A 24838-nucleotide genomic window follows, 5' to 3' on the forward strand; every position below is an offset into this window, starting at 1 on the left:
TCAGACGATGGTCAGCTTCGGTGGCGTGCCCGCGTTTTTCGATTCCGGCCAGGTGCCCAGCACGATCGACATGTCCACGTGGCCGGCGCCCCAGGCGCGCTCCAGGTCCTGCTCGATGTTTTCCATCGTGGTCTGCTCGAAGTTGGCGAAGCCGCGCACGCCGTAGGCGCGGTTGCGCCCGTGCGCCTTGGCCAGGTAGAGCGCCATGTCGACCAGGTTGACCGCGCGCTCCCACGGTAGCGCATCGGTGCCCGGCACCAGCGGAAACGGGGCAAAACCGATCGACACGTTGACCGACAGCGTCTTGTCCTGGTAGCCGATGCTCTCCTGCGAGATGCCGGAGAGCAGGCGCCGCGCGATTTCCTCGACGCCGCTGCGCGGGATGGCCGGCAAGAAGGCCAGGAATTCCTCGCCGCCCCAGCGCACGATCATGTCGGTCTCGCGCAGGATGTCGCGCAGGCTGTCGGCGATCATTTTCAGCACCGCGTCGCCGGCCGCGTGGCCATGGCTGTCGTTGACGTGCTTGAAATGGTCGACGTCGAGCAGGAACAGGGCGCCGACGATTTCCTCGCCCGAGGTGCCGGCGCCGCGTTTTTCCACCTGCAGGTGGCCGCGCATGAATTCCTGGAAGTGGCGCCGGTTGTACAAGCCGGTGAGCGGATCGCGCGCACTTTGCTGCTTCAGTTCCAGGTTCTTGACCTTGAGCTGGGCATTCGCGTGGCGCACCTTGCGGTACAAAATCCCGACCACCAGCGCGGCCAGCGCAAACACCACCGCCAGCAGCCACCACACGCGCTGTTGCAGACGGCGGTTGTCGATTTCGGTGGTCTTGAGCTGGTTCTCGCGGCTTAACAGTTCGATCTGGCGCTGCTTCTTTTCGGTGTCGTACTTTTCCTGCAGTTCCAGCGTGGCTTTCTGGCGCTGTTTTTCAAACAGCTCGTTCGACAGCGCGCGTTCGCGGTGATAGGCCTTGACCGCGCCCGCCATGTCGCCGGCGCGTTCCAGGGCGGCGCCGTATTCCATCAGCACTTCCTGCAGTTCCGGCTTGTCGCCGACCTTTTCGTACCAGGCCAGGCCCAGTTCGAAATGGCGCTTGCCCTCGGCCAGGCTGCCCAGGCCCAGGTGCGCCTGGCCCAGGTTCAGGTGCGCGGTGGCCACGGTGCTGTCGTCGTTCAGGCTGCGCCCGGCCTTCAGGGCTTCGTTGGCGTACGACAGGCTGCGCGCATAATCGTGCTGCTTGAGGTAGCTGTCGGACAGGTTCACCAGGGTCCCGGCGATCATCGCCTCGGCGCCGATCCGGCGCTCGTACTCGAGCCCCGCCAGCAGGGCGCGCAGGCCGCGCTGCGGCTGGTTGGTGTCGACCGCCAGGCCGTATTCGGTATCTTTCAGGGTCGCCAGGCGGCCCGGCGAATTGGTCTGCTCGGCCAGCGCGGTCGCTTCGTCGAGCGCCTCGAAGCCCTTGTCATGCTCGTTCAACTGCCCGTACAGGATGGCCAGCGCGTTGAGCGCCTGGACCTTGGGAATCGCTTGGCCGGACTGGCGCGCCAGGGTCAGCGCGGTCTGCATCTTGCCCATCGCGGCCGGAAAATTACCGTCTTCCGCATACGACTGGCCCGAGGTGATCGCCGCCTGCACGCGCAGCATCATGTCGCCGGTGCTGTTGGCGATTTTTTCGCCTTCCCACGCCAGCTGGTGCGACAGCGCCAGCTGCTCCATGCGCGAGACCACATACGCCTTGGTCAGCAGCCCCTTGGCGATGACCACATTGTCGCCGGTCTCGCGTCCGAAGGCGATCAGTTCCTCGGCCGCGGCCAGCGCTTCGGGCACCTGGTTCAAGCCGCGCAGGGCCAGGCATAGCTGGACCAGGAAGTCGGCCCTGGTGCGCAACGGCGCGGCGCGCGCCTCGCTCTCGATCTTGCGCAGTTCGGCCAGCGCGCGCGGCGGCACGTAGCGGTTGATTTCGCGGATCTCCACCAGGCGCGCATCGAGCGCCGGATGCTGGGCATGGGCGACACCGGCCATGGCCACCAGGCATAACGATGCCAGCAGCACGCGGGCCTTGCGGCCCGGCGGGGTGTCTGATAAACCTGCCAACATCGCGATCCTTCATGAGAAAACCGTTGTTTTCCGAACGGGAAAACAGCAGGCAATTATATTCTTGTTGCAGCCGGGAAAGCCCAAGGCGCACATAGATTGTGCCTCCAAATGCACATTTAACTGGCAGGCAGAGGCGTTTCGATGACGCTTTGGCACGGAAGTGTTGGTCCGATACGACGCCCGCGGCAGCATTTGACGCCCTGGATTTTGCCGTCTGTCGCATTTGCCGCCGCCGGCTGCGGATTTCACTTACATTCCGTACAAGCCCATCTATTAACATGTCAGGAAACACCATGCTCGAGCTGCGCAATGTAGTCAAAACATTCGGCAAGGACGTGCGCGCGGTCGACGGCGTGACCTTGTCGCTGGAACGCGGCGTGGTCGGCCTGATCGGCCACAACGGCGCCGGCAAGACCACCTTGATGCAGATGATCGCCACCCTCACGCGCCCGAGCAGCGGCACCATCCTGTTCGACGGCGCCGATATCGTCGCCCGCCCGCAGGAGATCCGGCGCCGCCTCGGCTACCTGCCGCAGGACTTCGGCGTGTATCCGAACCTGTCGGCCCTCGAATTCATGCAGTATTTCGCTGCCCTCAAGGGCGTGCGCGACCCGGGCCGCATCAAGCACCTGCTCGAACTGGTCAACCTGCACGAACAGGCCAGGCGCCCGGCGGCCTCGTTCTCGGGCGGCATGCGGCGCCGCCTCGGCATCGCCCAGGCGCTGCTGAACGACCCGGATATCCTGGTGGTCGACGAGCCCACCGCCGGCCTCGATCCCGAGGAACGCCTGCGCTTTCGCAACCTGCTGGGCGAACTCGGAGCGAGCAAGCTGGTGATCATGTCGACCCACATCGTGTCCGACGTCGAAACCATCGCCGCCCGCCTGGCCACCATGGACGCGGGCCGGCTGATCGCCTGCGAAACCCCGCGCACCCTGCTCGCGCAGGCGCGCGGGCGCGTCTGGTCGGCCACCGTGGACGCGGCCGACTACGAGCAGCTGCGCGCCAGGGTCAATGTGCTGCACGCGCAGCGCGAGGGTGCGCAGGTGGCGCTGCGCATCGTGCACGGCGTGGCGCCGTGTGCGGGTGCGCGGGTGGCCGAACCGACCCTGGAAGAAGCGCTGATGGCGCAGCGCTACGCAGTCAAGGAGGCGGCGTGATGCTCTCGAATGTATACCTCCTGCGCGCCCTGGCGCTCAACGAGGTACGCCTGCGCATGCGGCGCACCTCGACCATGGTGGCGCTGCTGGCGGTGGTGGCGGTCAGCTGGGCCATGATCGCCGACCCTGCCAGCGGCAATGCGCTGCTGGTGTTGAACAAGGCGCGCGTGCTGTACACCAGTTCCGCGCTGGCCTTGGGCAGCGCCACCCTGGGGGCCTTGCTGTTCGGCCTTGGCGGTTTTTACCTGGTGCGCGGGCGCATGAGCGAAGACCTGCGCAGCGGCATCGGCGGCGTGATCGGCGCCACCCCGGTCGGCAGCGCGCTGTTCCTGGCCGGGCGCTGGCTGGGCGCCTGCGCCTACCTCGGCGCGCTGGTGGCCGCCTTCATGCTCACCATGCTGGTGCTGCACGCGCTGCGCGGCGACGGCCCGCTGCAAGCGCTGGTTTACCTGCAAACCTACGTGCTGCTGATGGGGCCGATGGTGCTGTTCGGCGCCAGCTGCGCGATCCTGTTCGACAGCTGGGCGCCGCTGATGGGCAAGGGTGGCGATCTGCTGTTCTTCATGCTGTGGGTAGCGCAGCTGGTGTTGATGACGCAAGGCGGCAGCAGCGAGGTCCCGGCGATCATGGTCTTCGATTTTTCGGGGCTGGCGGTGGCGGTGGCGGCGGTGCACGGGTTTGCCAGCGGCGTCGATCTCTCGATCGGGTCCAGCACGTTCGACGCCGCGCTGGCGCCGGTGTCGCTGCCGCTGCTGTGGAACGCGCGCATGATGGGGCTGCGCGCGGCGTCCGCCGTGCTGGCGCTGCTGCCGCTGCTGCCGGCCTGGTGGCTGTTCCACCGCTATTCGCCGGACCGGGTCAAGCCGGGGCGCGCGCGCCTGCGCCGCACCCCGCTGGCACTACTCAACGCCGCCCTGCGCCCGCTGGCCGTGCTGGCCAATCCCTTGCTGGCGCTGGCCGCGCGCGTGCCGGGGCTGGCCGGCCAGGTGCTGGCCGATATCGCGCTGACCTTCCTCATCGCCCCGTCGGCGCTGCTGGCGTTGGTCCTGTGCGCGGGCGCCGCCGTGTTGGCACCGGCAAGCGCGCTGCCGGCAGTGCTGATGGCGGCGGTGGCGTTCTGGGGCATCCTGGTGAGCGACGTCAGTACCCGCGACTACGCGGCCGCCACCGAAGACCTGAGCGGCACGGTGAGCGGCGGCGTGGCCTTGCGCTACCTGCGCCAGTACGCCGCCAGCGTGCTGCTTGGCTTGATGTTCATGGGGCCGGTGGCGCTGCGCTGGGCCGTGGTGGGGCCGCAAACGCAGCCGCTGCGGGCATTGGCGCTGGTGGTCGGCGTGGCCAGCCTGGCCGCGCTGGCCAGCCTGTTCGGCCGCTGCGGCAGGACCGCGCGCCTGTTCCTGTCGCTGTTCCTGTTCGGGTTCTACGTCGCCCTCAACGCCAGCGGCGCGCCCAGGATCGACGCGGTGGGTTTTAACGGCGTGGCCAACCTGGATTCGATCGGCCTGTACGCGCTGGTGGGCGTGCTGGCGCTGGCCGGCGGCTACCTGTACAACGCCAGGCGCGCAGGCTCCTAGGCCGCCAGCTGCTGCAACAGGTACAGGCGCTGGTACAGGCCGCCGTCGACCTGCATCAATTCGTCGTGCGAACCGGCTTCCGAGATGCGGCCGTGATTGAGCACCACGATGCGGTCGGCTTCGCGGATGGTCGAGAGGCGGTGCGCGATGGCGATGATGGTCACCCGTCCGCGCAGTTCGTTCAGCGCCTCCTGCACCACCTGTTCGGTGGCGCTGTCGATGTGCGAAGTCGCTTCGTCGAGCAGCAGGATGCGCGGCTGGCCGGCCAGTGCGCGCGCAATCGCGATCAGCTGTTTCTGGCCGGTCGACAGGCGCGAGCCGCTTTCGCCGAGCGGCGTGTCGTAGCCTTCTTCCAGCGCCGCGATGAAGTCGTGCGCATGGGCCGCGCGCGCCGCCGTTTCGATGGCTTGCTGCGACAGGCCGCGTCCCATGTCGATGTTCTCGCGCGCCGACGCCGCCAGCAGGAACGGGTCCTGCGGCACCAGCCCCACTTCGGCCCGGAAACGCTCGTTGTCGATGGCCGCCAGCGGCTGGCCATTTACTTCGATGGCGCCGGGGCGCGACGGGTAGTAGCGCAGCAGCAGCGACAGCAGGGTCGACTTGCCGCTGCCGGTGTGGCCCACGATGCCGAAAAACGCACCCTGCGGCACGTCCAGGTCGAGGCCGTGCAGCACATCCTGGCCGGGGGCGTAGCCAAAGGTCAGGGCGCGGATGCGCACCGCCGGCGCGTCCGGCGCGGCAGCCTGCGGGGGCGGCGAACGGCCGACGTCGTGCTCGGGCGCACCGGCTTCGCCCAGCAGGGCCGACACGCGCGCGGTCGCCACCACGGCCTGCTGCAAGCCGCTGAACTGCATCGTAATCTGGATCATCGGTTCGACCACGCGCGCGATGTAGCTGATGAAGGCGTACAGCACGCCGACTTCGACCGCGTTCATTTCGCGTCGCCCGAAGCTGTAGATCACCACCGCCAGCAGGATCACGTTGAGCAGGTCGAGCGCGGGGCGCAGCAAAAAGGCGTTGGCGCGCAGCTCGGCCAGGCGCGCCTTGTAGTGCGCGTCGTTGGTGGCGGCGAAGCGCGCGCCGAAGCGTTCCTGCGCGTTATTCGCCTGCAGCACGCTCATGCCGCCGATCGATTCGGCGATCTGGCCGTTGATGTCGCTGCGCAGGGCGCGCGCTTTTGTTACCGCCGGCGCCGACAGGCGCTGGTAGACGAATACGATGGCCACCACCGCCGGCACCAGGGCCAGCACGATCAGCATCAGGCGCCAGTCCAGCCAGGCCATGGCGATCATGGTCCCGACCAGCACGATGCTGCTGTCGAGGATCACGAACAGCACCTGGATGTACAGGGTCTTGACGGCCTCGGTGTCGTTGGTGACGCGGCTGATCAACTGGCCGGTGATGGCGCGGTCGAAAAACGCCATCGGCAGGCGCAGCACATGGCCGAACACCCATTCGCGCAGGCGCTGCACCGAACGCATGGCCAGGCCCGACAGGCGCACCAGTTGCAGGTAGCGCAGCCAGGTGGAGATCCAGCCGCTCACCAGCAGGGCGCCGAGCAGCATGGCCATGCGCGGAAAATCGAGGTTACGCGGTAGCAGGTGTTCGTCGATCAGGGCCTTGCCGAGGATCGGGCCGATCACTTCCAGGGCGGCCGCGAGGATCAGCCACAGGGTGGCCCACAGCAAATGGCGGCGCTCGGGATGGGCGGCGCGGCGCAAGAGGCCGATCGCTTGCGCGGCCTGGACCCGCATGTCCTTGGTGCTTGTATCAGGCGTTGAATCAGATTGCATCGAGGCTGGCCTCCAGTTGTTGATAGCGCCACTGGCTGGCGTACCAGCCGTCGCGTTCGAGCAGGGCCTCGTGGGTGCCGGACTCGGTGATGCGGCCGTCGCGCAGCACCACGATGAAGTCGGCGTTGACCACGGCCGAGAGGCGGTGGCTGGCGATGATCACGCTGCGCTCGGGGCGCGCGCGCCGCAGTTCCTCCAGGTGTTCGAGGATGCGCGTTTCGGTGCCGGTATCGACCGCCGAGAGGGCGTCGTCAAGCAGCAGCAGGGTGCTGTCGGCCAGCAGCGAACGGGCGATCGCCACGCGCTGGCGCTGGCCGCCCGACAGGGTGATGCCGCGTTCGCCCACCGGCGTGTCGTAACCCTGCGGGAAGCGCAAGATGTCTTCGTGGATGGCCGCCATGTGCGCCGCATGTTCGATCTGCGCGCGCGAGGCGTCGGGCCGCGCCAGCGCGATGTTCTCGGCGATGGTGGCCGAGAACAGGAACGACTCCTGCGGCACCCAGCTGATCGCCGAGCGCAAGGTGGCCAAGGTGTAGTCGGCCAGCGGCTGGCCGCCCCAGGTGGCGCTGCCGGTTTGCGGCGTGGCCTGGCGCAGCAGCACGCGCAGCAGGGTCGATTTGCCGGCGCCGGTCGGCCCCACCAGGCCCAGGGTCTGGCCGGGCGCGATGCGGCATGAAATATCGGCCAGCGCGGGGGTGGTCTGGCCGCTGTAGGTGTAGCCGACATGCCCGAGCACCAGCGCGCCGGGCGCCAGGGTGGCGAGCTTGCCATGGTCGTCCACCGACAGGGGCGTGTCGAGCAGGGGCTGCACGCGCGCCAGCGCCGCGCGCCCGCGTTCGATCAGCGAGAGCACCCAGCCGGCCGCGAACATCGGCCAGATCAACTGGCCCAGGTACATGGTAAAACTGGTCAGCGCGCCGATGGTCAGCTGGTTCTGCCACACCAGATAGCCGCCCAGGCCGAGCGTGAGCGCGCTGGCGGCGGTGAGGGTCAGGCCGACGGCCGGCTCGTAGGCGGCTTCCCATTTTTGCGCGCGCAGGCTGGCGTCGGCCGCTTGCGCGGCCAGTTGGCCGAATTGCGTGGCGCTGCGCTGCTCCAGGCCCAGTGCGCGCAGAGTGCGTACGCCCGACAGGGCTTCCTGCACATGGTCGTTCAGGTTTGAAAAACGCGTGAGCGATTCGGTGGCCGCCACGTGGATATGGCTCGAGATGCGCCAGAACGCGAACGCCATGAACGGAAACGGCAGCAGGGCCACGCAGGCCAGGCGCCAGTCGACGCCGAGCGTCATGATCCCCAGTACCATGACCAGGGTGAGGGTGCCGTCGAAACCGGCCAGCATGGCTTCGCCGGCGGCCATTTCGATGGCGTCGATGTCGTTGGTGGCCAGCGCCATCAGGTCGCCGGTGCGCTGCTTCTGGTAGAAGGCCGGCCCCTGGGCCGACAGGCGCGCGTAAAAACGCGTGCGCAGTTCGACCCCGAGGCGGTAGGCGGCGGCGAACAGGCGCAGGCGCCAGCCGACCCGCAGCAGGTAGATGGCCACGCCCATGCCGAGCAGTTGCACAAGTCCCAGCAGCAGGTCGTCGCGCGTGAGGCTGTGGGCGGCCAGGCCGTCGATCAGCGTGCCGATCTTGCGAGGGATCCAGACCGTGAGGGCCGCCACGCCGGCCAGCATGAAGGCCGACGAGATATAGGAGCGCCAATGGCGGCGCACGAAGCTGCCAACGAGCCGCGATAAAGTCATTAATGCATTCCTTGGGTGTTCTTGTCAGTTGCGCCCGGACGAAAAAAACGGGCCGAAGCCCGTCAATTTACTACTTTTGGCAACTTGGCGCAGAGGCCGGCCGTGCTGTCACTTCCTGCGCGCGCCTTTCGACGGCGCCGATTCGCCCGGTTTGCCGTTGCCCGGCTTGCCCGGATAGGTGCCCACAGGCGGCGTGGCGTCGACCGGCTTGATGCCCGAGACGTCGATCTGGATGGCGTCGTCGGCGGCCAGCGGCGCGGCCGCAGGCGTCTCGTGCAGCGGACTGGCGGCCACGCTGGCGGCGGCGCGCGCGATCGGCGAGGCCTCGGCCAGCGGCAAGGGATCGGCCTCGGGTTCGTCGGCCGCGCGCAGGCTGACGATGATCGGTTCGTCGCGCGCGTCCGGGGACACCGCGCGTTCGGATTCGGATTCGGCGTCGCTGTCGTCGCCGGCGGCCTGTTCGTCGTAATCCTCGCTGTAGTCCTCGTCGTCGGCGCGGTGCGCTTCATCGGCGGGCGGCTGGCGCAGCGTTGCCGGCGCGGCCAGCGCCGACAGGATCGACGAGCCGGGCGCAGCGGCGCGCGCGCTGCCGGCGATGCCGAACAGGGCGCGGCCATAGGCGAGCATGGTGTCGAAACCGTCGCGGCTGTGCGCGGTAAGCGCAAACAGGTCGCGTGGATCCTTGGCGGTCAGCAACTGCTGGATGGCCGCCGTCGATTTTTCGACGCTGGCGCGGGTGGTCTGGAGGTTCAGGGCAATCAGCTTCTCGGTATTTTCTACCGCCTTGCCCGAGAAATGGCGAAAAGCGTCGAGCTGGGCTTCGAGCTGGGCCTTGCGTGCTGCGGAAAACTGTTCTGGAAGGTTACTCATCTGGGTTCCTTGGAAGTGTTTTATGACGCGCTGCAATATTGCTAAGTCTATCCATGATTGACTGCCTTGAAAAGCAGTTTTTCAACCGTGCTCAGGAAATTATCTTGCATCGCAGCATTTATCTTATTGGCATGACGGCGCCATGACAAACACGTGCGCGCCCGCCCCAATATGCGCCGAACTCGCTACAATCGGACACACCGCCGTTCCCAGGAGTTCACGATGGATCTCGTACTGCGCAACGCCAGCCTGCCCGACGGGCGCCTCCACATGGATATCGCGCTCGAGAACGGGCGCATCGCCGCCGTCGGCGCGCGCCTGCCGCTGCGCGGCGCGCGCGAGATCGACGCCGGCGGCGACCTGGTCACGCCGCCGTTTGTGGACGCCCACTTCCACATGGACGCCACCCTGAGTTACGGCCTGCCGCGGGTAAACGCGTCGGGCACGCTGTTAGAGGGGATCGCGCTGTGGGGCGAACTGAAACCGGGCCTGACCCAGGACGCGCTGGTCGAACGCGCCATGCAGTACTGCGACTGGGCGGTGGCGCGCGGCCTGCTGGCGATCCGCTCGCACGTGGACATCTGCGACGACCGCCTGCTGGCGGTGGAAGCGCTGCTGGAAGTGCGGCGCCGGGTGGCGCCCTATCTTGACCTGCAGCTGGTGGCCTTTCCGCAGGATGGGATTTTGCGCAGCGCCACGGCGTTCGATAACCTCAAGCGCGCCATTGGCATGGGCGTCGACGTGGTGGGCGGGATTCCCCATTTCGAGCGCACCATGAGCGAAGGCGCGGCCTCGGTGCGCCTGCTGTGCGAATACGCGGCGGAGCAGGGGCTGCGGGTGGACATGCACTGCGACGAATCGGACGACCCGCTGTCGCGCCATATCGAAACGCTGGCGTTCGAGGCGCAGCGCCTCGGCATGCAGGGCAGGGTGGCCGGCTCGCACCTGACCTCGATGCACTCGATGGACAACTATTATGTGAGCAAACTGCTGCCGCTGATCCGCGAGGCGGGCGTGGCGGCGATCGCCAACCCGCTGATCAACATCACCCTGCAAGGGCGGCACGACACCTACCCCAAGCGGCGCGGCATGACGCGCGTGCCCGAGCTGATCGCCGCCGGGGTCGATGTCGCCTTTGGCCACGACTGCGTGATGGACCCGTGGTACAGCCTGGGCTCGGGCGACATGCTGGAAGTGGCGCATATGGGCCTGCACGTGGCGCAGATGACGGGGCAGGACGCGATGCACCAGTGCTTCCTGGCGGTGACCGAGGTCCCGGCGCGCATCCTCGGGCTGGAAGGCTACGGGATCGCGCCCGGCTGCCACGCCGACCTGGTGCTGCTCGACGCCGCCAGCACGGTCGAAGCGATCCGCCTGCGCGCGGCGCGCCGCATGGTGATCCGGCGCGGCGTGGTGGTGAGCGAAGCGCCGTCCGCGCGGGCCACCCTGAACCTGCCGGGACGCCCGGCCAGCACCGGGTTCCGGCTCGGGCGCTGAGCGCCGCTTGGCTCCCCGATGAAGATCCTCGAAACAGCGCGCCTGGTGCTGCGCACCATCGAGGCGGCCGATGCGCCGTTCTACCTGGAGCTGGTCAACGATCCCGATTTCGTGGTCCACATCGGCGACCGCGGCATCCGCACGCTGGCGGCGGCGCGGGTCCACATCGAGAACGGCCCGGTGCGCATGCAGGCCGCGCTGGGCCACGCCATCTGGCTGGTGGCGCGCAAGGACAGCGGCGCGGCAATCGGCATGTGCGGCCTGATCAAGCGCGACAGCTTGCCCGGGGTCGACCTCGGCTACGCCTTCCTGCCGGCCTGGCGCGGCCAGGGCCATGCGTTCGAGGCGGCCCGCGCCGTGGTCGGGTACGCGCGCGACACGCTGGGACTGGCGCGCCTGCTGGCGATCACCTCGCCGCACAACACGGCGTCCGGCGCGCTGCTCGAAAAACTCGGCCTGCGTTTCGACAAGATTGTCCACCTTGCACCGGAAGACCCCGGTACCAGGCTGTATGCGATGCAACTGTGTGCAACTGGCTGAAATACTTGTTGTCAGTTAACTGAAACGTATTTCTTTTTATCTTTCACAGGTGCATGATTAATCGGCAGGGCAAGCGTCTTTACAGGCGCTGCGACAGGTATCCACGCAACCACCCCGAGAGAGCATATGAAACTGGCCAACCTCCGAATTGCCGTGCGCCTTGGCGCGCTCGGCGCCTTCTTTTTTGCCGCTTTGCTATTGGTAGGCATCGGTGCCTGGTCGGCCCTGTCTGGCGCCAACGCCAGGAGCGCGCTGGCCATGCAGCAGGCCACCAAGCTGACCGAAGCGGTGGACACGGCGCGCAGCGCCCAGGTCGAATTCAAGATCCAGGTGCAGGAATGGAAAAACATTTTGTTGCGCGGCTCGGATCCGGCCCAGCTCGAAAAATACAGCGCCTCGTTCGTCAAGAGCGGCGAGGCCACGCGCGTCGAGCTGGCCAAGGTCAATTCGCTGCTGGGCGAGCTGGGCCTGAAAACCCCGCTGGTCGACGAGGCCATCAACGCCACCGGCGAACTGGGCAAGAGCTACCTGGGCGCGCTGAAAAAATTCGATGGTGCCAATCCGGACAGCTATAAGGAGATCGACAAGCTGGTCAAGGGCATGGACCGCGAGCCGACCCAGAAAATCGACGCCATCGTCGCGTACATCGATACCCAGGCGCGGGCGCTGACCCTGGCCATGGTCAAGGAGCAGGCCGCCGGCGAACGCAGCGCGTCGATCCAGCTGCTGGTGATCGTGCTGGTAACGGTGGTGGTCGGCGCGGTGATCATGGTGTGGCTGGTGCGCAGCATTACCCGACCCTTGAATGAAGCGGTCAACATCGCCCGCATCGTCGCCAGCGGCGACCTGTCGACCTCGATCGAAGCGCGCGGCAGCGATGAAATCGGCATGCTGCTCAAGTCGCTCAAGGACATGCACGACAGCCTGGCCGCGATTGTCGGCAAGGTGCGCGCCGGGACCGATGCGATTGCCAGCGCATCGAGCGAGATTGCCGACGGCAACCAGGATTTGTCTTCGCGCACCGAAGAGCAGGCCAGTTCGCTTGAGGAGACCGCCTCGGCCATGGAAGAACTGACCTCGACCGTCAAGCAGAACGGCGAGAACGCCAGCCAGGCCAGCAAGCTCGCCAGCGACGCCTCGACGGTGGCGGTGCGCGGCGGCGACGCCGTGGCGCAGATGATCCACACCATGGGCTCGATCAACGAATCGTCGCGCAAGATCGTCGACATCATTGGCGTGATCGACGGCATCGCGTTCCAGACCAATATCCTGGCGCTGAATGCGGCGGTGGAAGCGGCGCGGGCGGGCGAGCAGGGGCGCGGCTTCGCCGTGGTGGCGTCCGAAGTGCGCAACCTGGCCCAGCGTTCGGCGGCTGCGGCCAAGGAAATCAAGGCCCTGATCAACGACTCGGTGGACAAGGTCGATACCGGCAGCAAGCTGGTGGGGCAGGCTGGCAACACCATGAACGAGGTGGTTGCCAGCGTGCAGCGGGTGACGGCGATCATTGGCGAGATTGCCGTCGCCAGTGGCGAGCAGAACGTGGGCATCGACCAGATCAACGACGCGATCAGCCAGATGGACACGGTCACGCAGCAGAATGCGGCGCTGGTCGAAGAAGCGGCGGCGGCGGCCGAAGCGATGAAGCATCAGGCGGCCAGCCTGGCCGAAGCGGTCAGCGTCTTCAAGATCAGTGACGAGCACCTGGCGGCGGCGCCGGCGCCTCGCGCCGCGCGGCACCGGACGACACCGGCGGCGCGCGCGCCGGCGCCGGTTCGCCTGCCGGGCGGCAAAGCCCGCACCCCCGCTCCCCGCCCGGTCGCCGCCGGCGACAAGGAATGGGAAGAGTTCTGAGCCCCAAGCGGGGTCAGGGCTCTGGCTCGACACATTTCACGAGGTAGTGTCAAAAAAACCGGGGCGAGCCCGGTTTTTTTACGCAAACTACCCGTGCAGCCGTCGCTTTTACACCAATATCGTTGAGTAATATGCTTTCTGCCGACGTCGGATGTCAACCGCTACGGCGGCTAAACAATGTTTCTGTTCAGAGCTCTGAGCCCGCTTGTGGGAGTTTGCCGTGGTTGGGGGGTGGTTTACTAATTGTGCACGGCGTGTTGTTGAGTATCTATATAATGTCAGGGGTATCGCCGTGACCGGGACCGGTCCGCCTATGCCTTTCCCACTCTTAGCCGAACTATCCCTAAGGATCCAATGAGCAACGACAAAAGCACGCAGTTAGCCCTGATTATCACCAAGTTCGAACATGAGCTGCTGGAAGTGTGGCTGTCGGGGTTGATGACGCGCATGATCCGCCGCGACAAGAACGCCGAGGCCGAACTGCGCCAGCAAGCCACCCGTTTCCTGCCCCTGCTGGTGCAGGCCCTCGAACGCGGCGCCACCACCGACATCGAAGGCGCAGCCTGGGACGATACCCGCCACATGCTGACCGAGATCTCGCAGGCGCGCGTGCGCCAGGGCTTCTCGTCGATCGAGACGGCCAGCTTTATCTTCGCCCTGAAAGAGCCGCTATTCGCCTACCTGCGCACCGCCCTGGCCGGGAACCCGATCCAGCTGGTCGAGGAAACCGCCACCACCAGCGCGCTGTTCGACCGCCTCGGCCTGTTCACCATCGAGGTATACCAGAAGGCGCGCGAGCAGGTCATCCTGCGCCAGCAGCAGGAACTGCTGGAGTTGTCCACCCCCGTGGTGCAGCTGTGGGAAGGCGTACTGGCCCTGCCGCTGATCGGCACCCTCGATAGCGCCCGCACCCAGGTGGTGATGGAGAACCTGCTGCAGAAAATCGTCGACACCGGCGCCTCGATCGCGATCATCGACATTACCGGCGTGCCGACCGTCGACACCCTGGTGGCCCAGCATCTGCTGAAAACCATCGCCGCCGCGCGCCTGATGGGCGCCGACTGCATCATCAGCGGCATCCGCCCGCAGATCGCGCAGACCATCGTGCACCTTGGCGTGAACCTGGAAGACGTGGTCACCAAGGCCACCCTGGCGGACGCCTTCGTGGTCGCGCTCAAGCGCACCGGTTCGACCATCACCCATCCGCACAACGCGCGCTAAGCCATGGAACGTATTCCCATCCTCAAAATGGGCCGTCTGCTGCTGGTGACCATCCAGGTCGACATGCACGACCGCCTGGCCATGACCCTGCAGGACGATCTGACGGCGCGCATCGTCAAGGACCGCGCCACCGGCGTGCTGATCGATATTTCGGCGCTCGACATCGTCGATTCCTTCATCGGCCGCATGATCAGCCACACGGCGGCCATGGCCCGCATTCTCGACGCCCGCACGGTGCTGGTGGGGATGCAGCCGGCCGTGGCCATCACCCTGGTGGAACTGGGACTCACGCTCGAAGGCGTCAGCACGGCGCTCAATGTGGAACGCGGCCTAGCCATGCTGCAGCAGGAACGGGAATGAGCGCCCCGGATCAACGGCGGGGCGTGCCGTGAGCGCCGCCGACGGCCTGGTTCATGCGCCTTTAATCACAGATGAAGATGTGGTCCGCCTGCGCAAGCTGGTACGCGATGAAATGGTCGCGCTCAAATTCTCGCTGATCGAGCAAACCAAGATGGTCACCGCCGCCAGCGAACTGGCGCGCAATACGCTGCGCTACGGCGGCGGCGGACGCGCCGAACTCGAACTGGTCGAGCGCGGGGGCAAGCGCGGCATCAGCGTCAGCTTCATCGACGAAGGTCCCGGCATCGCCGACATCGACTTGGCCCTCACCGACGGCTACACCAGCGGCGGCGGGATGGGCCTGGGCCTGTCCGGCGCACGCCGCCTGGCCGACGATTTTATCCTCGACAGCGCGCCAGGCAAGGGCACCACCGTCACCATCGCGAAATGGAAGTTGTTTTGAACAGATTAGGCAGGCAGGCGACGTTTCATGTAGGTGAATCGAGCGAGATCGCGGCGGCACGGCGCGCCGGCAACACCCTGGCGCGCCAGCTCGGTTTCGATGAAACGCGCGCCGGCCAGCTGGCCATCGTCATTACCGAGGCGGCCACCAACATCGTCAAGCATGCCGGCGAAGGCGAGATTTTGCTGCGCGCACTGCATGCGGGCGAGCGCGCCGGCGTCGAGGTGATCGCGCTCGACCGCGGTCCCGGCATGGCCAACGTGGCGCTGCGCATGGAAGACGGCAACTCCACCGCCGGCACCTACGGCGTGGGCCTAGGCGCGATCGGCCGCCTGGCTGCGGAATTCGATATCCATTCGGCCGAACGGCAGGGCACGGTGCTGTTCATGACCGTCTGGAGCGGCGCCGCCGGCGCACCAATGTCGGACTGGGAAGTGGGCGCGGTATGCCTGCCGATTCCGAGCGAGGAAGTCTGCGGCGACGCCTGGGATGTCGGTATTGCGAACTGGGGCGTCACGGTCGGCATGGCCGATGGTCTCGGCCACGGTCCTGAGGCGGCGGTCGCCTCCGAAGCGGCGGTCGCGCTGGTGGCCGAGCGGCCGGCGGTGGGCGTGTCGGAACTGATGCAGCTGGCGCACGGCGCGCTGCACGGCACGCGTGGCGCCGCAGTGGCGATTGCGGCCATCGACTGCGATGCCGGCGAACTGACGTTTGCCGGCATCGGCAATATCGCCGGCTGCATTGTCGATGGCCCCTCGCGCCGCCATTTGATGTCGCACAACGGCATCGTCGGCAGCAACCTGCGCAAGGTGCAGAAGTTCTCCCATCCGTGGGCGCCCGGCGCCATGCTGATCATGCATTCCGACGGCCTGGGAACGCGCTGGGACCTCGATGCCTATCCGGGCCTGGTGTTCCGCCATCCCGCCCTGATCGCGGCGGTGCTGTACCGCGACTTTGCGCGCCAGCGCGACGACGCCAGCGTGCTGGTGATCCGCGAGCGGGGACTTGCGTAATGTCGCTGCGGATCCTCAAGATCGCCATCGGCTCCGAGCTCGATGTGGTCGGCGCCCGCCAGCGCGCGCGCGAGATCGCGGTACTGTGCGGATTCGCCATGCAGGATCAGGTACGCATCGCCACGTCGGTGTCGGAGTTCGTCCGTAACGTTTTCAATTATGCGCACGGCGGCAGGGTCGAGTTTTCGATCGAAGAAAGCGCCGGCGTGCAGTCGCTCCAGATCCGCATCGAGGACCAGGGTCCCGGCATCGCCGACCTGGAGCTGGTGCTGTCCGGACGCTACCAGTCGACTACCGGCATGGGCCTGGGCATCCTGGGCGCGCGGCGCCTGATGGACCTGTGCGATATCCGCTCGGCGCCCGGCAGCGGGACCCAGATTGTGCTGCAAAAGCGCTTTCCCGGCGACGCGCCGCGCATGACGGCGCGCATGGTTGGCGACATGTGCGCCCATCTCACCGCGCACACGCCCGACTCGATGCTGGGTGAAGTGCAGCAGCAGAACCAGGAACTGCTCGGCACCCTCGATGAACTCAAGGCGCGCCAGGAAGAGCTGTTGCAGCTCACCCGCGAGCTCGAAGAGAACAACCGCGCCGTCAAGGTGCTGTATGCGGAGCTTGACGAAAAAGCCGAGCACCTGCGCCGCTCCGACCAGGCCAAGTCGCGCTTCCTGTCGAACATGAGCCACGAATTCCGCACGCCGCTCAGTTCCATCCGGGCGCTGGCCAAGCTGCTGCTGGCGCGCTCGGACGGCGAGCTGTCGGACGAGCAGGAGAAGCAGGTCAGGTACATCCTGCAGGGCACCGTGGCCCTCAACGAGATGGTCGACGACCTGCTCGACCTGGCCAAGATCGAGGCGGGCAAGGTCGATGTGCGCGCCGAGCGCTTCCTGGTGGCCGACATGTTCAGCACCCTGCGCGGCTTGCTGCGGCCTTTGCTGGGCAGTTCCGCCGTGGCGCTGACCTTCCATGAGCCGCACGCCGGGCTGGCGCTGTTGAGCGACCAGGGCAAGCTGTCGCAAATCCTGCGCAACTTCATTTCGAATGCGATCAAGTACACCGAGCAGGGCGAGATCGCGGTCCGCGCCGCCCTCGTTCCCGGGAAGGGTATGATGCGTATCAGCGTCACCGATACCGGACTGGGAATCGCCGCCGCCGACCATGCGTTCATATTCGAAGAATTCAGCCAGGTCGAGCACCGCCTGCAGACACGCGTCAAGGGCACCGGCCTCGGTTTGCCGCTGTGCCGCAAGCTGGCAGACTTGCTGGGAGGCTCGGTCGGCGTGGACAGCGCGCCGGGCGCCGGTTCGGTGTTCTGGGTGTCGGTTCCGCTCAACTATGCCGCGCAGGGAGGCGACGCCCCCGCGCCGCCACATTCACATTCACCGGATTGAGGTCCACCATGCAGTCCATGCCATTTGCCGATTCCCTGATCCTTAACGTCGACGACAGCGAAGGGGCGCGCTACGCCAAGTCGCGCATCCTCACGCGTGCCGGTTTCACGGTGATCGAGGCTGCCGACGGCAACTCGGCCCTGTTGCGCGCGCGCGAAGATAAACCTGACCTGGTCCTGCTCGACGTCAAGCTGCCCGACATCAACGGCTTTGAAGTGTGCCGCCTGCTCAAGGCCGACCCGGAAACGCGCGCCGTGCTGGTGCTGCAAACGTCGGCGTCGTACATCGGCGTGGCCGACAAGATCCGGGCCCTCGAAGGCGGCGCCGACAACTATCTGTTCGAGCCGATCGAACCGGAAGAACTGGTCGCCAACGTCAAGGCGCTGCTACGCCTGGGTAAGGTCGAGCGCGAGCTGCGCGATGTGGACCGGCGCAAGGACGAGTTTTTGGCCACGCTGGCGCATGAGCTGCGCAATCCGCTTGGTCCGATCCGCAACGCGGTCGAGCTGCTGTGCCGCCTCGACCCCAACGTGCCGGAGCGCCAGGACAAGGCGCGCCAGACCATCCTGCGCCATACCGGCCACCTGGTGCGGCTGGTCGAAGACCTGCTCGATGTGGCGCGTATTTCGAAGGGCAAGATCACCTTGCACGACGAGCAGGTCGAACTGCAAACCTTCATCGGCAGCGCGCGCGAGTCGGTGGCGCACATCGCCGAAAGCCGCAACCAGCGCCTGGAAGTGTCGCTTCCGGCGCACGAAGTGTGGCTCAGCGGCGACCATGTGCGGCTGGCGCAAATCGTCGGTAACCTGCTGCATAACGCGTTCAAGTTCACGCCGCCGGGCGGCATCGTCAAGCTCAGCGCCGAGGTGACCGGGCAAGAGATCCTGATCCGCGTGGCGGACAACGGCATCGGCATCGACGCCAGCAAGCTCGATGTGATTTTCGACCTGTTCGCACAAGACGGCTTTACGCCCGACCGGGTGCAGGATGGCCTGGGCATCGGCCTGTCGCTGGTGCGCACGCTGGTTACCTTGCACCATGGGACCGTGAGCGCGGCGAGCGCCGGGGTAGGCCAGGGCAGCGTGTTCGAACTGCGCCTGCCGATCGATTCCGTCGGCGCCAGCGACGATGTTGCGCAGGTGAGCGTCGCGGACGACAGCGCCGCCACGCGCATCCTGGTGGTGGATGACAATGTCGATGCGGCCGACATGCTGGCCGAGCTGCTCGGTATCGGCGGCCACGATGTGAAGGTGGCCTACACCGGGCAGCAGGCGCTCGAGCGCGCGGCGGAGTTCAAGCCGACCTACGTGTTCCTCGATATCGGCCTGCCCGACATGAGCGGTTACCAGGTCGCGGCGAAAATGCGCGAGCTGCCCACCATGGACGACGCGGTGCTCGTTGCGCTGACCGGCTACGGCCAGGCGCGCGACCGCGAGCAGGCCATGGAAGCGGGCTTCGACGATCATATCGTCAAGCCGATCGACTTTGCCAAGGTCACTTCGCTCGACCTGCAGCGCCGCAAGCGCTGACCGGGCTTTGATGCTCGCCTGGCCGCTCCCGTGGTAGCGCGGCGGCAGGCGTCTTCCGTGTTTACTTCAGGCGCAGCAGGCGCGCGCCATGCACATCGAATCTGTTCGATGGCCCTGCGGCGCCACCGGCCGCGCTGAAGCTGCTGTTACTTTGCAGGTAGCTCATATTATAGAAGTCGCTCATCTCCAGCCAGTAGCGGCCGGGTTTCAGGCGCGCTACCAGCGGTGTCGACATCACCGGCCGCGCGCCAGTCCTGTCGATGCGCGCGTGCGGCAGCTGCACCACGCCCTGCGCGGCGATGCGGCCCGATGCCTCTTTCAGGGCCAGCCATTTTACGCCGCCGCTGATGCCCAGGTTAATCTGGTTGGCGCTGTTATGGTAGCGCACCTGCAGGCCGTACTCGCCGGCCTGCGCGATGTTCACCGCGCCGAAGCGCAGGCGCGCGCCCGGCTTGCCCCAGTCCTTGATGGACGCCTGCGCCACGCCGTCGCCAATCACCGGAATCCCGATCGCCTCGCCTGTGCAGCGCGGCACGCTGTGGTGGCTGCGGTTGCCCGATGCGGAAAACTGCGCTTCGACGGCGTAGCAGGCGGCAGTGGGCGCGCTGCGGTCGGTCCAGGCGCCGGCGCCGACCTTGGCTGCCACCAGCCTGCCATCGCGGTAGACGTTGTACACGGTGCCGGCGCCGTTGCCGTTGGCATCGATGCGCAGCGTGGCCGATGGCGTGATGCTGCTGATGGCCGGTTCACGCGGGCCGAATACGCCAGGTCCCTCCGCATACGGTTCGGCGTCGACTCGGTGGATTTGTTGTTCGCCTTGTTGCAGTGCGCCGAGCGTGATATCGATGCTTGCGTTGTCGTGCAACTGCTGCCAGCCGATCGACTGCGCCATTTGCTTGCCGTTGACGGTGATGGCCTTGACAGGGAACCAGCCGGTATCGCTGGCCGCATCGGGCAGCGTGATGCGCACGTTGATGCGCTTGCCGCGCACCGTCAGCTTATCGAGGCTGATGCCCCTGGCCGCGCCGAACGCTTCGCGCCGCAATTTGCTGGTGATGAACGGGCGTAGCTCAATGCCGCTGTCGGTCACGCTCACGCCGAACACGTTCCCGATCACCATGCCGAGGTAGCCGCCGCTTGACCATAGTTGGCGCTTCGAGTTGATGACGGGGCCGATCAGCGCCGGCTGCTGTTCGTCGAGCAGGAGCGGCTGGCCGGTAATCCATTCCAGGTTCTCCATGTTCGACAGGTTCAGCGCGGCGCCGCGCATGAGGGTGTCGTAGGCGGCGTCGGCCACGCTGACGTTGGCGTGCATGGCGGCGGCCTTGAGGCCATACGCGGTCACGAACGGCCAGATGGCGCGGTTGTGATACACCGGCATGCCTTGCTGCTGCGGGTAGATCACCGGCGCGCCCATCGGGCCGTGCGGATAGCTGGCCAGGATGCGGCGCGCGCGGCTGGCGTCGGCCACGCCCGTAACCACCGCCAGCGCTTGTCCGAGCCAGTCGAATTTGTGCAGCGGCGCGCCGTCGAAGTGGGGCGCGCTCAAACTGCTGTACATGCCCGCATCCTCAAGCCAGAAGCGCTCGTTGATGCTGCGCTTGAGTGCGGCGGCCCAGCCGGCGTACCTGGCCGACTGCGCCTGCTCGCCGCCGTCATGCGCGAGCGAGGCGGCAAAGGTCAGTGCCTTGTAGTGCAGGACGTTGGTGGACAGGGCTTTCGAGCTGGCCAGCGAAGCGAGATCGTTCACGATCCATGCGGCGTAGCTCTGGTCGCGCCAGTCGAGAAACGATTGTTCGCCCGTGTACAGGCCGGAGGCGGCGTCGAAGGCGGCCTGGCGGTCGTTCTCGAGTGTGTTGACCAGCGCCCGCAAGGCGCGTGCGGCGAACGGCGCGCGCCGGGCCGGCGCCAGGTTGTTGAGGGCAGCCTCGGCCCCGAGAACCCATGCCACGCGGTCGGTGCTGACCGGCCAGCTGCCGCCGGTTCCGGTATCCTGGATGATCTGCAGGCCGTCGGCGCTGCCCGCCACGTTCGGCGCGCGCTCGATGCCGGCGCGATAGCCCGAGAGTTTGAAGTCGAGCGAATTGCGCACCCGTTCCGGGTCGAGCATGGCCAGCCCGAGGTCGGCGGCGTACGACAGGTCGCGCGTCCAGACGTAATGCCACTTCTCGCCGGTTTCGAAACAGGCGCAGTCGATGGCGGCGCCGCCGTTGTAGTTGCCGTCCTTGATCTGCGCGACCGCGTTCTGCCGCATTTCAGTGACCGCGAGCGCGAACAGCGCATCGAAAGCCAGGCTGCCGCTGCGCACTGCCGGTGCGTCCGGGCTTTCCTGGTAGGTGGTCGATTGCGGACCCGGATCGCGCAGCGCCATCGTGCTCGATTGGGTGTAGCTGCGCAGCGCTGCCGCAGGGTCGGGCGTCGACCAGCGCACCGTGTTGGCGCCGTACTGGCTGGCCACGCTGAGCGCATGGCCCTGGTGCGGGTCTTCCTTGCTGGCGGGCGCCACGCCGGTTTGCGTGACCCGCAGCAGCGGCGCCGCCGGGTCGGATGCGTCGAGCGAAAAGCGCCAGGTCGAGGCCTGCCTGACGAACAGGTAGTCCTCGGGGCCGGGCCGGGTGTGCATCTGGTAGCTGGCGCCGGCCGCCACGCTGACGCTGGCGGTGGGGTCGATCACCCATTCGGCCGACCAGTCCTTGCTGCCGACCTTGAAGCCGTGGTAGCCGGGGCTGACCAGGATCTCGGCTTCATACACGCCCTTGCCCTTGTAGGCCAGCGGGTGCTCGATGCCCCAGCCATTGAAGCCGCCGCGCAGGTACATGGGCGCGGCCAGGGTGCCGCTGTCGGCGATGCAGGCGGCGCTGGCCGAGAACAGGGCGGCTGCGCCCAGGAGGTGGGAGGTGGTCAACATCAGCGGTATTGCCTGCGTTCGACGATGCCTTTCAGGACATCCTTCGATTCGAGCATGGGGAAGTCGCCAGCGCGGTAGCGCTTCGGCGTCTGGAAAACCAGTTCGCCGATGTCGGCGGCGTAGCTGGCCTGTTGCGCGCGCAGCGCCAGCGGCTTGCCGTTGACGGTGGCCTTGCCGCCGCCCGTGACCAGCGTGGCGGCTTGGCCGGGAGCGAGGTCGAAGGCGAGCTGCGAGCGGCTCTTGTCGTCGTTCAGGATGCTGAAGGCGACCTTGCGTTGTGCGCCGCCGTGCAGGCGCAGTTGCCACTGCTGCTGTTTGCCCACGCGCTGGAAATCGACTTCGATGCGCTCGTCCGCGCCGAACGGCAGGGCCGCGTAAAACTGGCTCCATGCGGCGGGAATAGCCGGCACGAAGGCCAGCGTGTTGTCGAGCAGGCGGGGGCGGAAGCCGACGTAGTCCTGGTAGCCGTTGCGCGCATATTCGGCCACGCTCCACGACTGCGCCCAGGTGCCTGATGGTTTGAGTGTGCCGTCGTCGCCGGGCAGGGCGTCGAGCAGTTCGCTCATGTTCCCGAGCGTTCCCAGGCCGAGGATTTGCTGGCCGAGGTTCCGGCTCAGCTTCCATGCCAGGTCCTGGTAGCCGAACTTGTTCAGGGCCGTGACGGTGAAGCCGGCGTTCCAGCCCCAGATGCTGCCCTGGTGGTAAGCGGCGTCCTTGTGGTGGAAGTCCGGGTTTTCATGGCGCGGATGGAAGTAGGGATCGTTCTGGCTCAGCGAGGCGATGCCGTAGGGGTAGAGCAGTTCGGACACCGCATTGCGCGTCACCCGCGCCTGCACCCTGGGCGGCACAAAATCGGCGAACGGAATCGAGACCAGCATCAGCTGGTTGGGGCGGACCCTGGTGTCGCGGCTGGCGTCGCCGCGCAGGCGGTCGGCCATGATTCTGCCGTCCCAGTACAGCTTGAGGAAGCTGCGCTGCGCCTTGCCGGCCAGCGCATTCCACTGGCGCGCTTTGGCATGGTCGCCGGCCTGGGTGGCCAGCCAGGCGCCGGTCTTGAGGGCGGTGTGCCACAGGGCCTGGATTTCGACGGCGCGCGGGCCGCGCTCGGACCAGGGGGCGCGGTTGTCGATGCGCGCGTCCATCCAGGTGTCTGCCGCATCGTGCGCCAGCAGGCCATCCTGGTCGGCGTAGTTGGCGATGGCGCCGTCGAAGTAGGGCAGGGCGAGCTCGTACATCTGGCGCGCAAAGGCTTTGTCGCCGCTGTACTGGATGTATTCGAAGGCTTCGCGCAGCATCCACGGGGTGCCATCGACGGTGTTGTAGATGGTCTTGTCGCTGGCGGAGACGCGGTTGGGAATGCGCCCGTAGTCCTTGTCGCGCGGTTGGCGCAGGTTCTGGTAGCGCGCAAAATTGGCCAGCACGGCCCTGGCGTCGTCGAACTGGCCCGACACCAGCAGGGTGCCGGGCAGTGCGATGAAGGTGTCGCGGCCCCAGTTATCGCGGAACCATGGCAGGCCGGCCCAGATGCCGGTGCCGAATTCCTCCACCACGAACATGCGGCTGGCCGCCTTGGCCCAGTTAAGGGCCTTGTTGTAGTCGGCGTCGCTGGTGGAGAGATAGCTTTTGGTCAGCGCCTCGTACAGCGCCTTGCGTTCGGCGCCGATGGGGTCGGCCTTTGCCAGCGCCTGCGCGCGCCCGCTGGCCTGGGCGGCGCTGTCGCCAAAGGCCACCACCACGGTCATGCTGCGCACGGCGTGCGCGCTGCGCAGCGTGAGCGCCGCGTCCACCACAAAGGGCTGGTCGGCGGCAATCGCGGTGAACAGGCCGCTGGCGCCGGCGGGCGCGATCAGCACCACGTCGCCGTCGCGGGAGATGGCGCCCGGGTCCTTGAACAGGGTTTGCACAGTCAGCATGGCGTCGGCCGGATTGGCCAGGCGGATCGCAAGCGCGTGCTGTTTGGAGAGCAGCGCCATTTCTTCAAGGGCGCCGCCGGCGTGCCGTACGCGGTGGCCGTAGGGCAGGACCTGCTCGCTGGATTGGGCGCGTTCATTGGCCACGCCGTTGACCAGGGTGGCGTAGCCCTCGAACACGGACGCATTCTTGATGGTGTAGCCGGCGCCCCGGTCATGGCTCTGCGTGTAGCCCTCGAAGTAGCCGGCCAGGTTGTCGCCGACGACGTAGCGGGATTGCTGGCCCGGTGCCACGCTGATCGCCATGGCGTCGAAAAAGGCATCCACGCCGGGTTTGGCGGCAATGGCTGCGGGCGGCATGGCGATGGCCGCCGCCAGGGTAAGCAGGTACTTCATTCAATCTCCCGTAGTATGGCTACATCGTCTTGTTATCGATAAAGCATACTACAGATGAGGATGTCGATCAAAGCGCGCGCTGCGATACTGCCGGGTCCATGTTTTTAGTGCTAGTTTTGCTACATCCTGAGTCAATACGCGTTGGATCAGCCTGGCCGAGGCCGACGCCGCCCCGCATGCGGCGCTTTTTCCGTTGCGGGCAATGGCGCGGCGGTCCAGACCTGTTGGTTTTACTACGAAATTCCTACAAAAATGTAGTAATGATAAATTTCTAAAAAGCAAAGTTGCGCTGTGCTGGTGCGAAAATGGTTCGAAGCATAGAAAATCGCTGTATTTGTAGTCGTACTACAGTTCATGATGCAGTGTTCTGTAGCCGAAATACAACGGGCGTACCCCTCTTGATGGGCGTCCAATAGAAAAAATGCACTTTGCCGTAGTCATGCGCAACTCTCGTTGACAGTGCATCTAGTTTTAGTACAGAATCGGGCTCAGACGTCATTAGAACGTTGCCTTTGGAACCCGTGCAGTCGCCGCCATACTGAACA

At 66.4% G+C, this 24838-nt stretch carries 17 protein-coding genes; 11 read left to right on the forward strand and 6 right to left on the reverse strand.

The window, feature by feature from the left end; translation table 11 throughout:
- Window positions 1-2097, reverse strand: a complete 2097-nt coding sequence (locus tag F1609_RS02655; RefSeq protein WP_167074354.1) for a tetratricopeptide repeat-containing diguanylate cyclase — start codon at window positions 2095-2097, stop codon at window positions 1-3.
- 293 nt (window positions 2098-2390) lie between these two features.
- Between F1609_RS02655 and F1609_RS02660 the strand changes: the two genes are divergently transcribed.
- On the forward strand, window positions 2391-3257 hold the full coding sequence (locus tag F1609_RS02660; protein WP_167074356.1) for an ABC transporter ATP-binding protein: 867 nt from the start codon (window positions 2391-2393) through the stop codon (window positions 3255-3257).
- Window positions 3257-4831, forward strand: a complete 1575-nt coding sequence (locus F1609_RS02665) for a hypothetical protein (RefSeq protein WP_167074358.1) — start codon at window positions 3257-3259, stop codon at window positions 4829-4831. Before F1609_RS02660 ends, F1609_RS02665 begins: the two co-directional genes overlap by 1 nt.
- On the opposite strand, the gene F1609_RS02670 is transcribed toward F1609_RS02665, so the two are convergent.
- From F1609_RS02670 to F1609_RS02680, 3 genes are all read right to left on the reverse strand, one after another.
- Window positions 4828-6624 (reverse strand): ABC transporter ATP-binding protein, encoded by a 1797-nt coding sequence (locus F1609_RS02670; protein WP_167074360.1) that lies wholly within the window; start codon window positions 6622-6624, stop codon window positions 4828-4830. The genes F1609_RS02665 and F1609_RS02670 overlap by 4 nt on opposite strands.
- On the reverse strand, window positions 6614-8365 hold the full coding sequence (locus F1609_RS02675) for an ABC transporter ATP-binding protein (RefSeq protein ID WP_167074362.1): 1752 nt from the start codon (window positions 8363-8365) through the stop codon (window positions 6614-6616). The genes F1609_RS02670 and F1609_RS02675 overlap by 11 nt, the downstream gene beginning before the upstream one ends.
- Window positions 8366-8473: 108 nt before the next feature.
- A complete protein-coding gene (locus F1609_RS02680) occupies window positions 8474-9235 on the reverse strand; it encodes a phasin family protein (RefSeq protein WP_167074364.1) in 762 nt (253 codons plus the stop codon).
- A 222-nt stretch (window positions 9236-9457) separates the two neighbouring features.
- Here F1609_RS02680 and F1609_RS02685 point away from each other — a divergent pair, with 222 nt between their 5' ends.
- The 9 genes from F1609_RS02685 to F1609_RS02725 all read left to right on the forward strand — a co-directional run bounded on the left by F1609_RS02685 (window position 9458) and on the right by F1609_RS02725 (window position 19079).
- Window positions 9458-10732 (forward strand): amidohydrolase family protein, encoded by a 1275-nt coding sequence (locus tag F1609_RS02685; RefSeq protein ID WP_167074366.1) that lies wholly within the window; start codon window positions 9458-9460, stop codon window positions 10730-10732.
- Window positions 10733-10750: 18 nt separating this feature from the next.
- Window positions 10751-11272: a GNAT family N-acetyltransferase gene (locus F1609_RS02690; protein WP_187362891.1), complete on the forward strand. Its 522-nt coding sequence runs from the start codon at window positions 10751-10753 to the stop codon at window positions 11270-11272.
- 126 nt (window positions 11273-11398) lie between these two features.
- The gene (locus tag F1609_RS02695) at window positions 11399-13123 is read left to right on the forward strand and encodes a methyl-accepting chemotaxis protein (protein ID WP_167074368.1); all 1725 of its coding nucleotides are present in this window, start codon (window positions 11399-11401) and stop codon (window positions 13121-13123) included.
- Window positions 13124-13477: 354 nt separating this feature from the next.
- On the forward strand, window positions 13478-14344 hold the full coding sequence (locus tag F1609_RS02700) for an STAS domain-containing protein (RefSeq protein WP_167074370.1): 867 nt from the start codon (window positions 13478-13480) through the stop codon (window positions 14342-14344).
- 3 nt (window positions 14345-14347) lie between these two features.
- Window positions 14348-14704: an STAS domain-containing protein gene (locus tag F1609_RS02705; RefSeq protein ID WP_167074372.1), complete on the forward strand. Its 357-nt coding sequence runs from the start codon at window positions 14348-14350 to the stop codon at window positions 14702-14704.
- A gap of 28 nt (window positions 14705-14732) precedes the next feature.
- Window positions 14733-15146, forward strand: a complete 414-nt coding sequence (locus F1609_RS02710) for an anti-sigma regulatory factor (protein WP_243492266.1) — start codon at window positions 14733-14735, stop codon at window positions 15144-15146.
- Window positions 15143-16159, forward strand: coding sequence for an ATP-binding SpoIIE family protein phosphatase (locus F1609_RS02715; RefSeq protein WP_229421575.1), 1017 nt, complete (start codon window positions 15143-15145; stop codon window positions 16157-16159). Before F1609_RS02710 ends, F1609_RS02715 begins: the two co-directional genes overlap by 4 nt.
- Entirely contained in the window at window positions 16159-17550 is a 1392-nt protein-coding gene (locus tag F1609_RS02720) for an ATP-binding protein (RefSeq protein WP_167074376.1), read from the forward strand. Before F1609_RS02715 ends, F1609_RS02720 begins: the two co-directional genes overlap by 1 nt.
- A gap of 17 nt (window positions 17551-17567) precedes the next feature.
- Window positions 17568-19079 (forward strand): ATP-binding response regulator, encoded by a 1512-nt coding sequence (locus F1609_RS02725; protein WP_167074571.1) that lies wholly within the window; start codon window positions 17568-17570, stop codon window positions 19077-19079.
- A 61-nt stretch (window positions 19080-19140) separates the two neighbouring features.
- Here the strand turns inward: F1609_RS02725 and F1609_RS02730 are convergent, their stop codons facing one another.
- Window positions 19141-21987 (reverse strand): MGH1-like glycoside hydrolase domain-containing protein, encoded by a 2847-nt coding sequence (locus F1609_RS02730; protein WP_229421579.1) that lies wholly within the window; start codon window positions 21985-21987, stop codon window positions 19141-19143.
- Window positions 21987-24293: an amylo-alpha-1,6-glucosidase gene (locus tag F1609_RS02735; protein WP_167074378.1), complete on the reverse strand. Its 2307-nt coding sequence runs from the start codon at window positions 24291-24293 to the stop codon at window positions 21987-21989. The genes F1609_RS02730 and F1609_RS02735 overlap by 1 nt, the downstream gene beginning before the upstream one ends.
- Window positions 24294-24838: the final 545 nt, after the last annotated feature.

The sequence above is a fragment of the Massilia aquatica genome (assembly GCF_011682045.1).
Classification (GTDB): Bacteria; Pseudomonadota; Gammaproteobacteria; order Burkholderiales; family Burkholderiaceae_D; genus Telluria_A; species Telluria_A aquatica.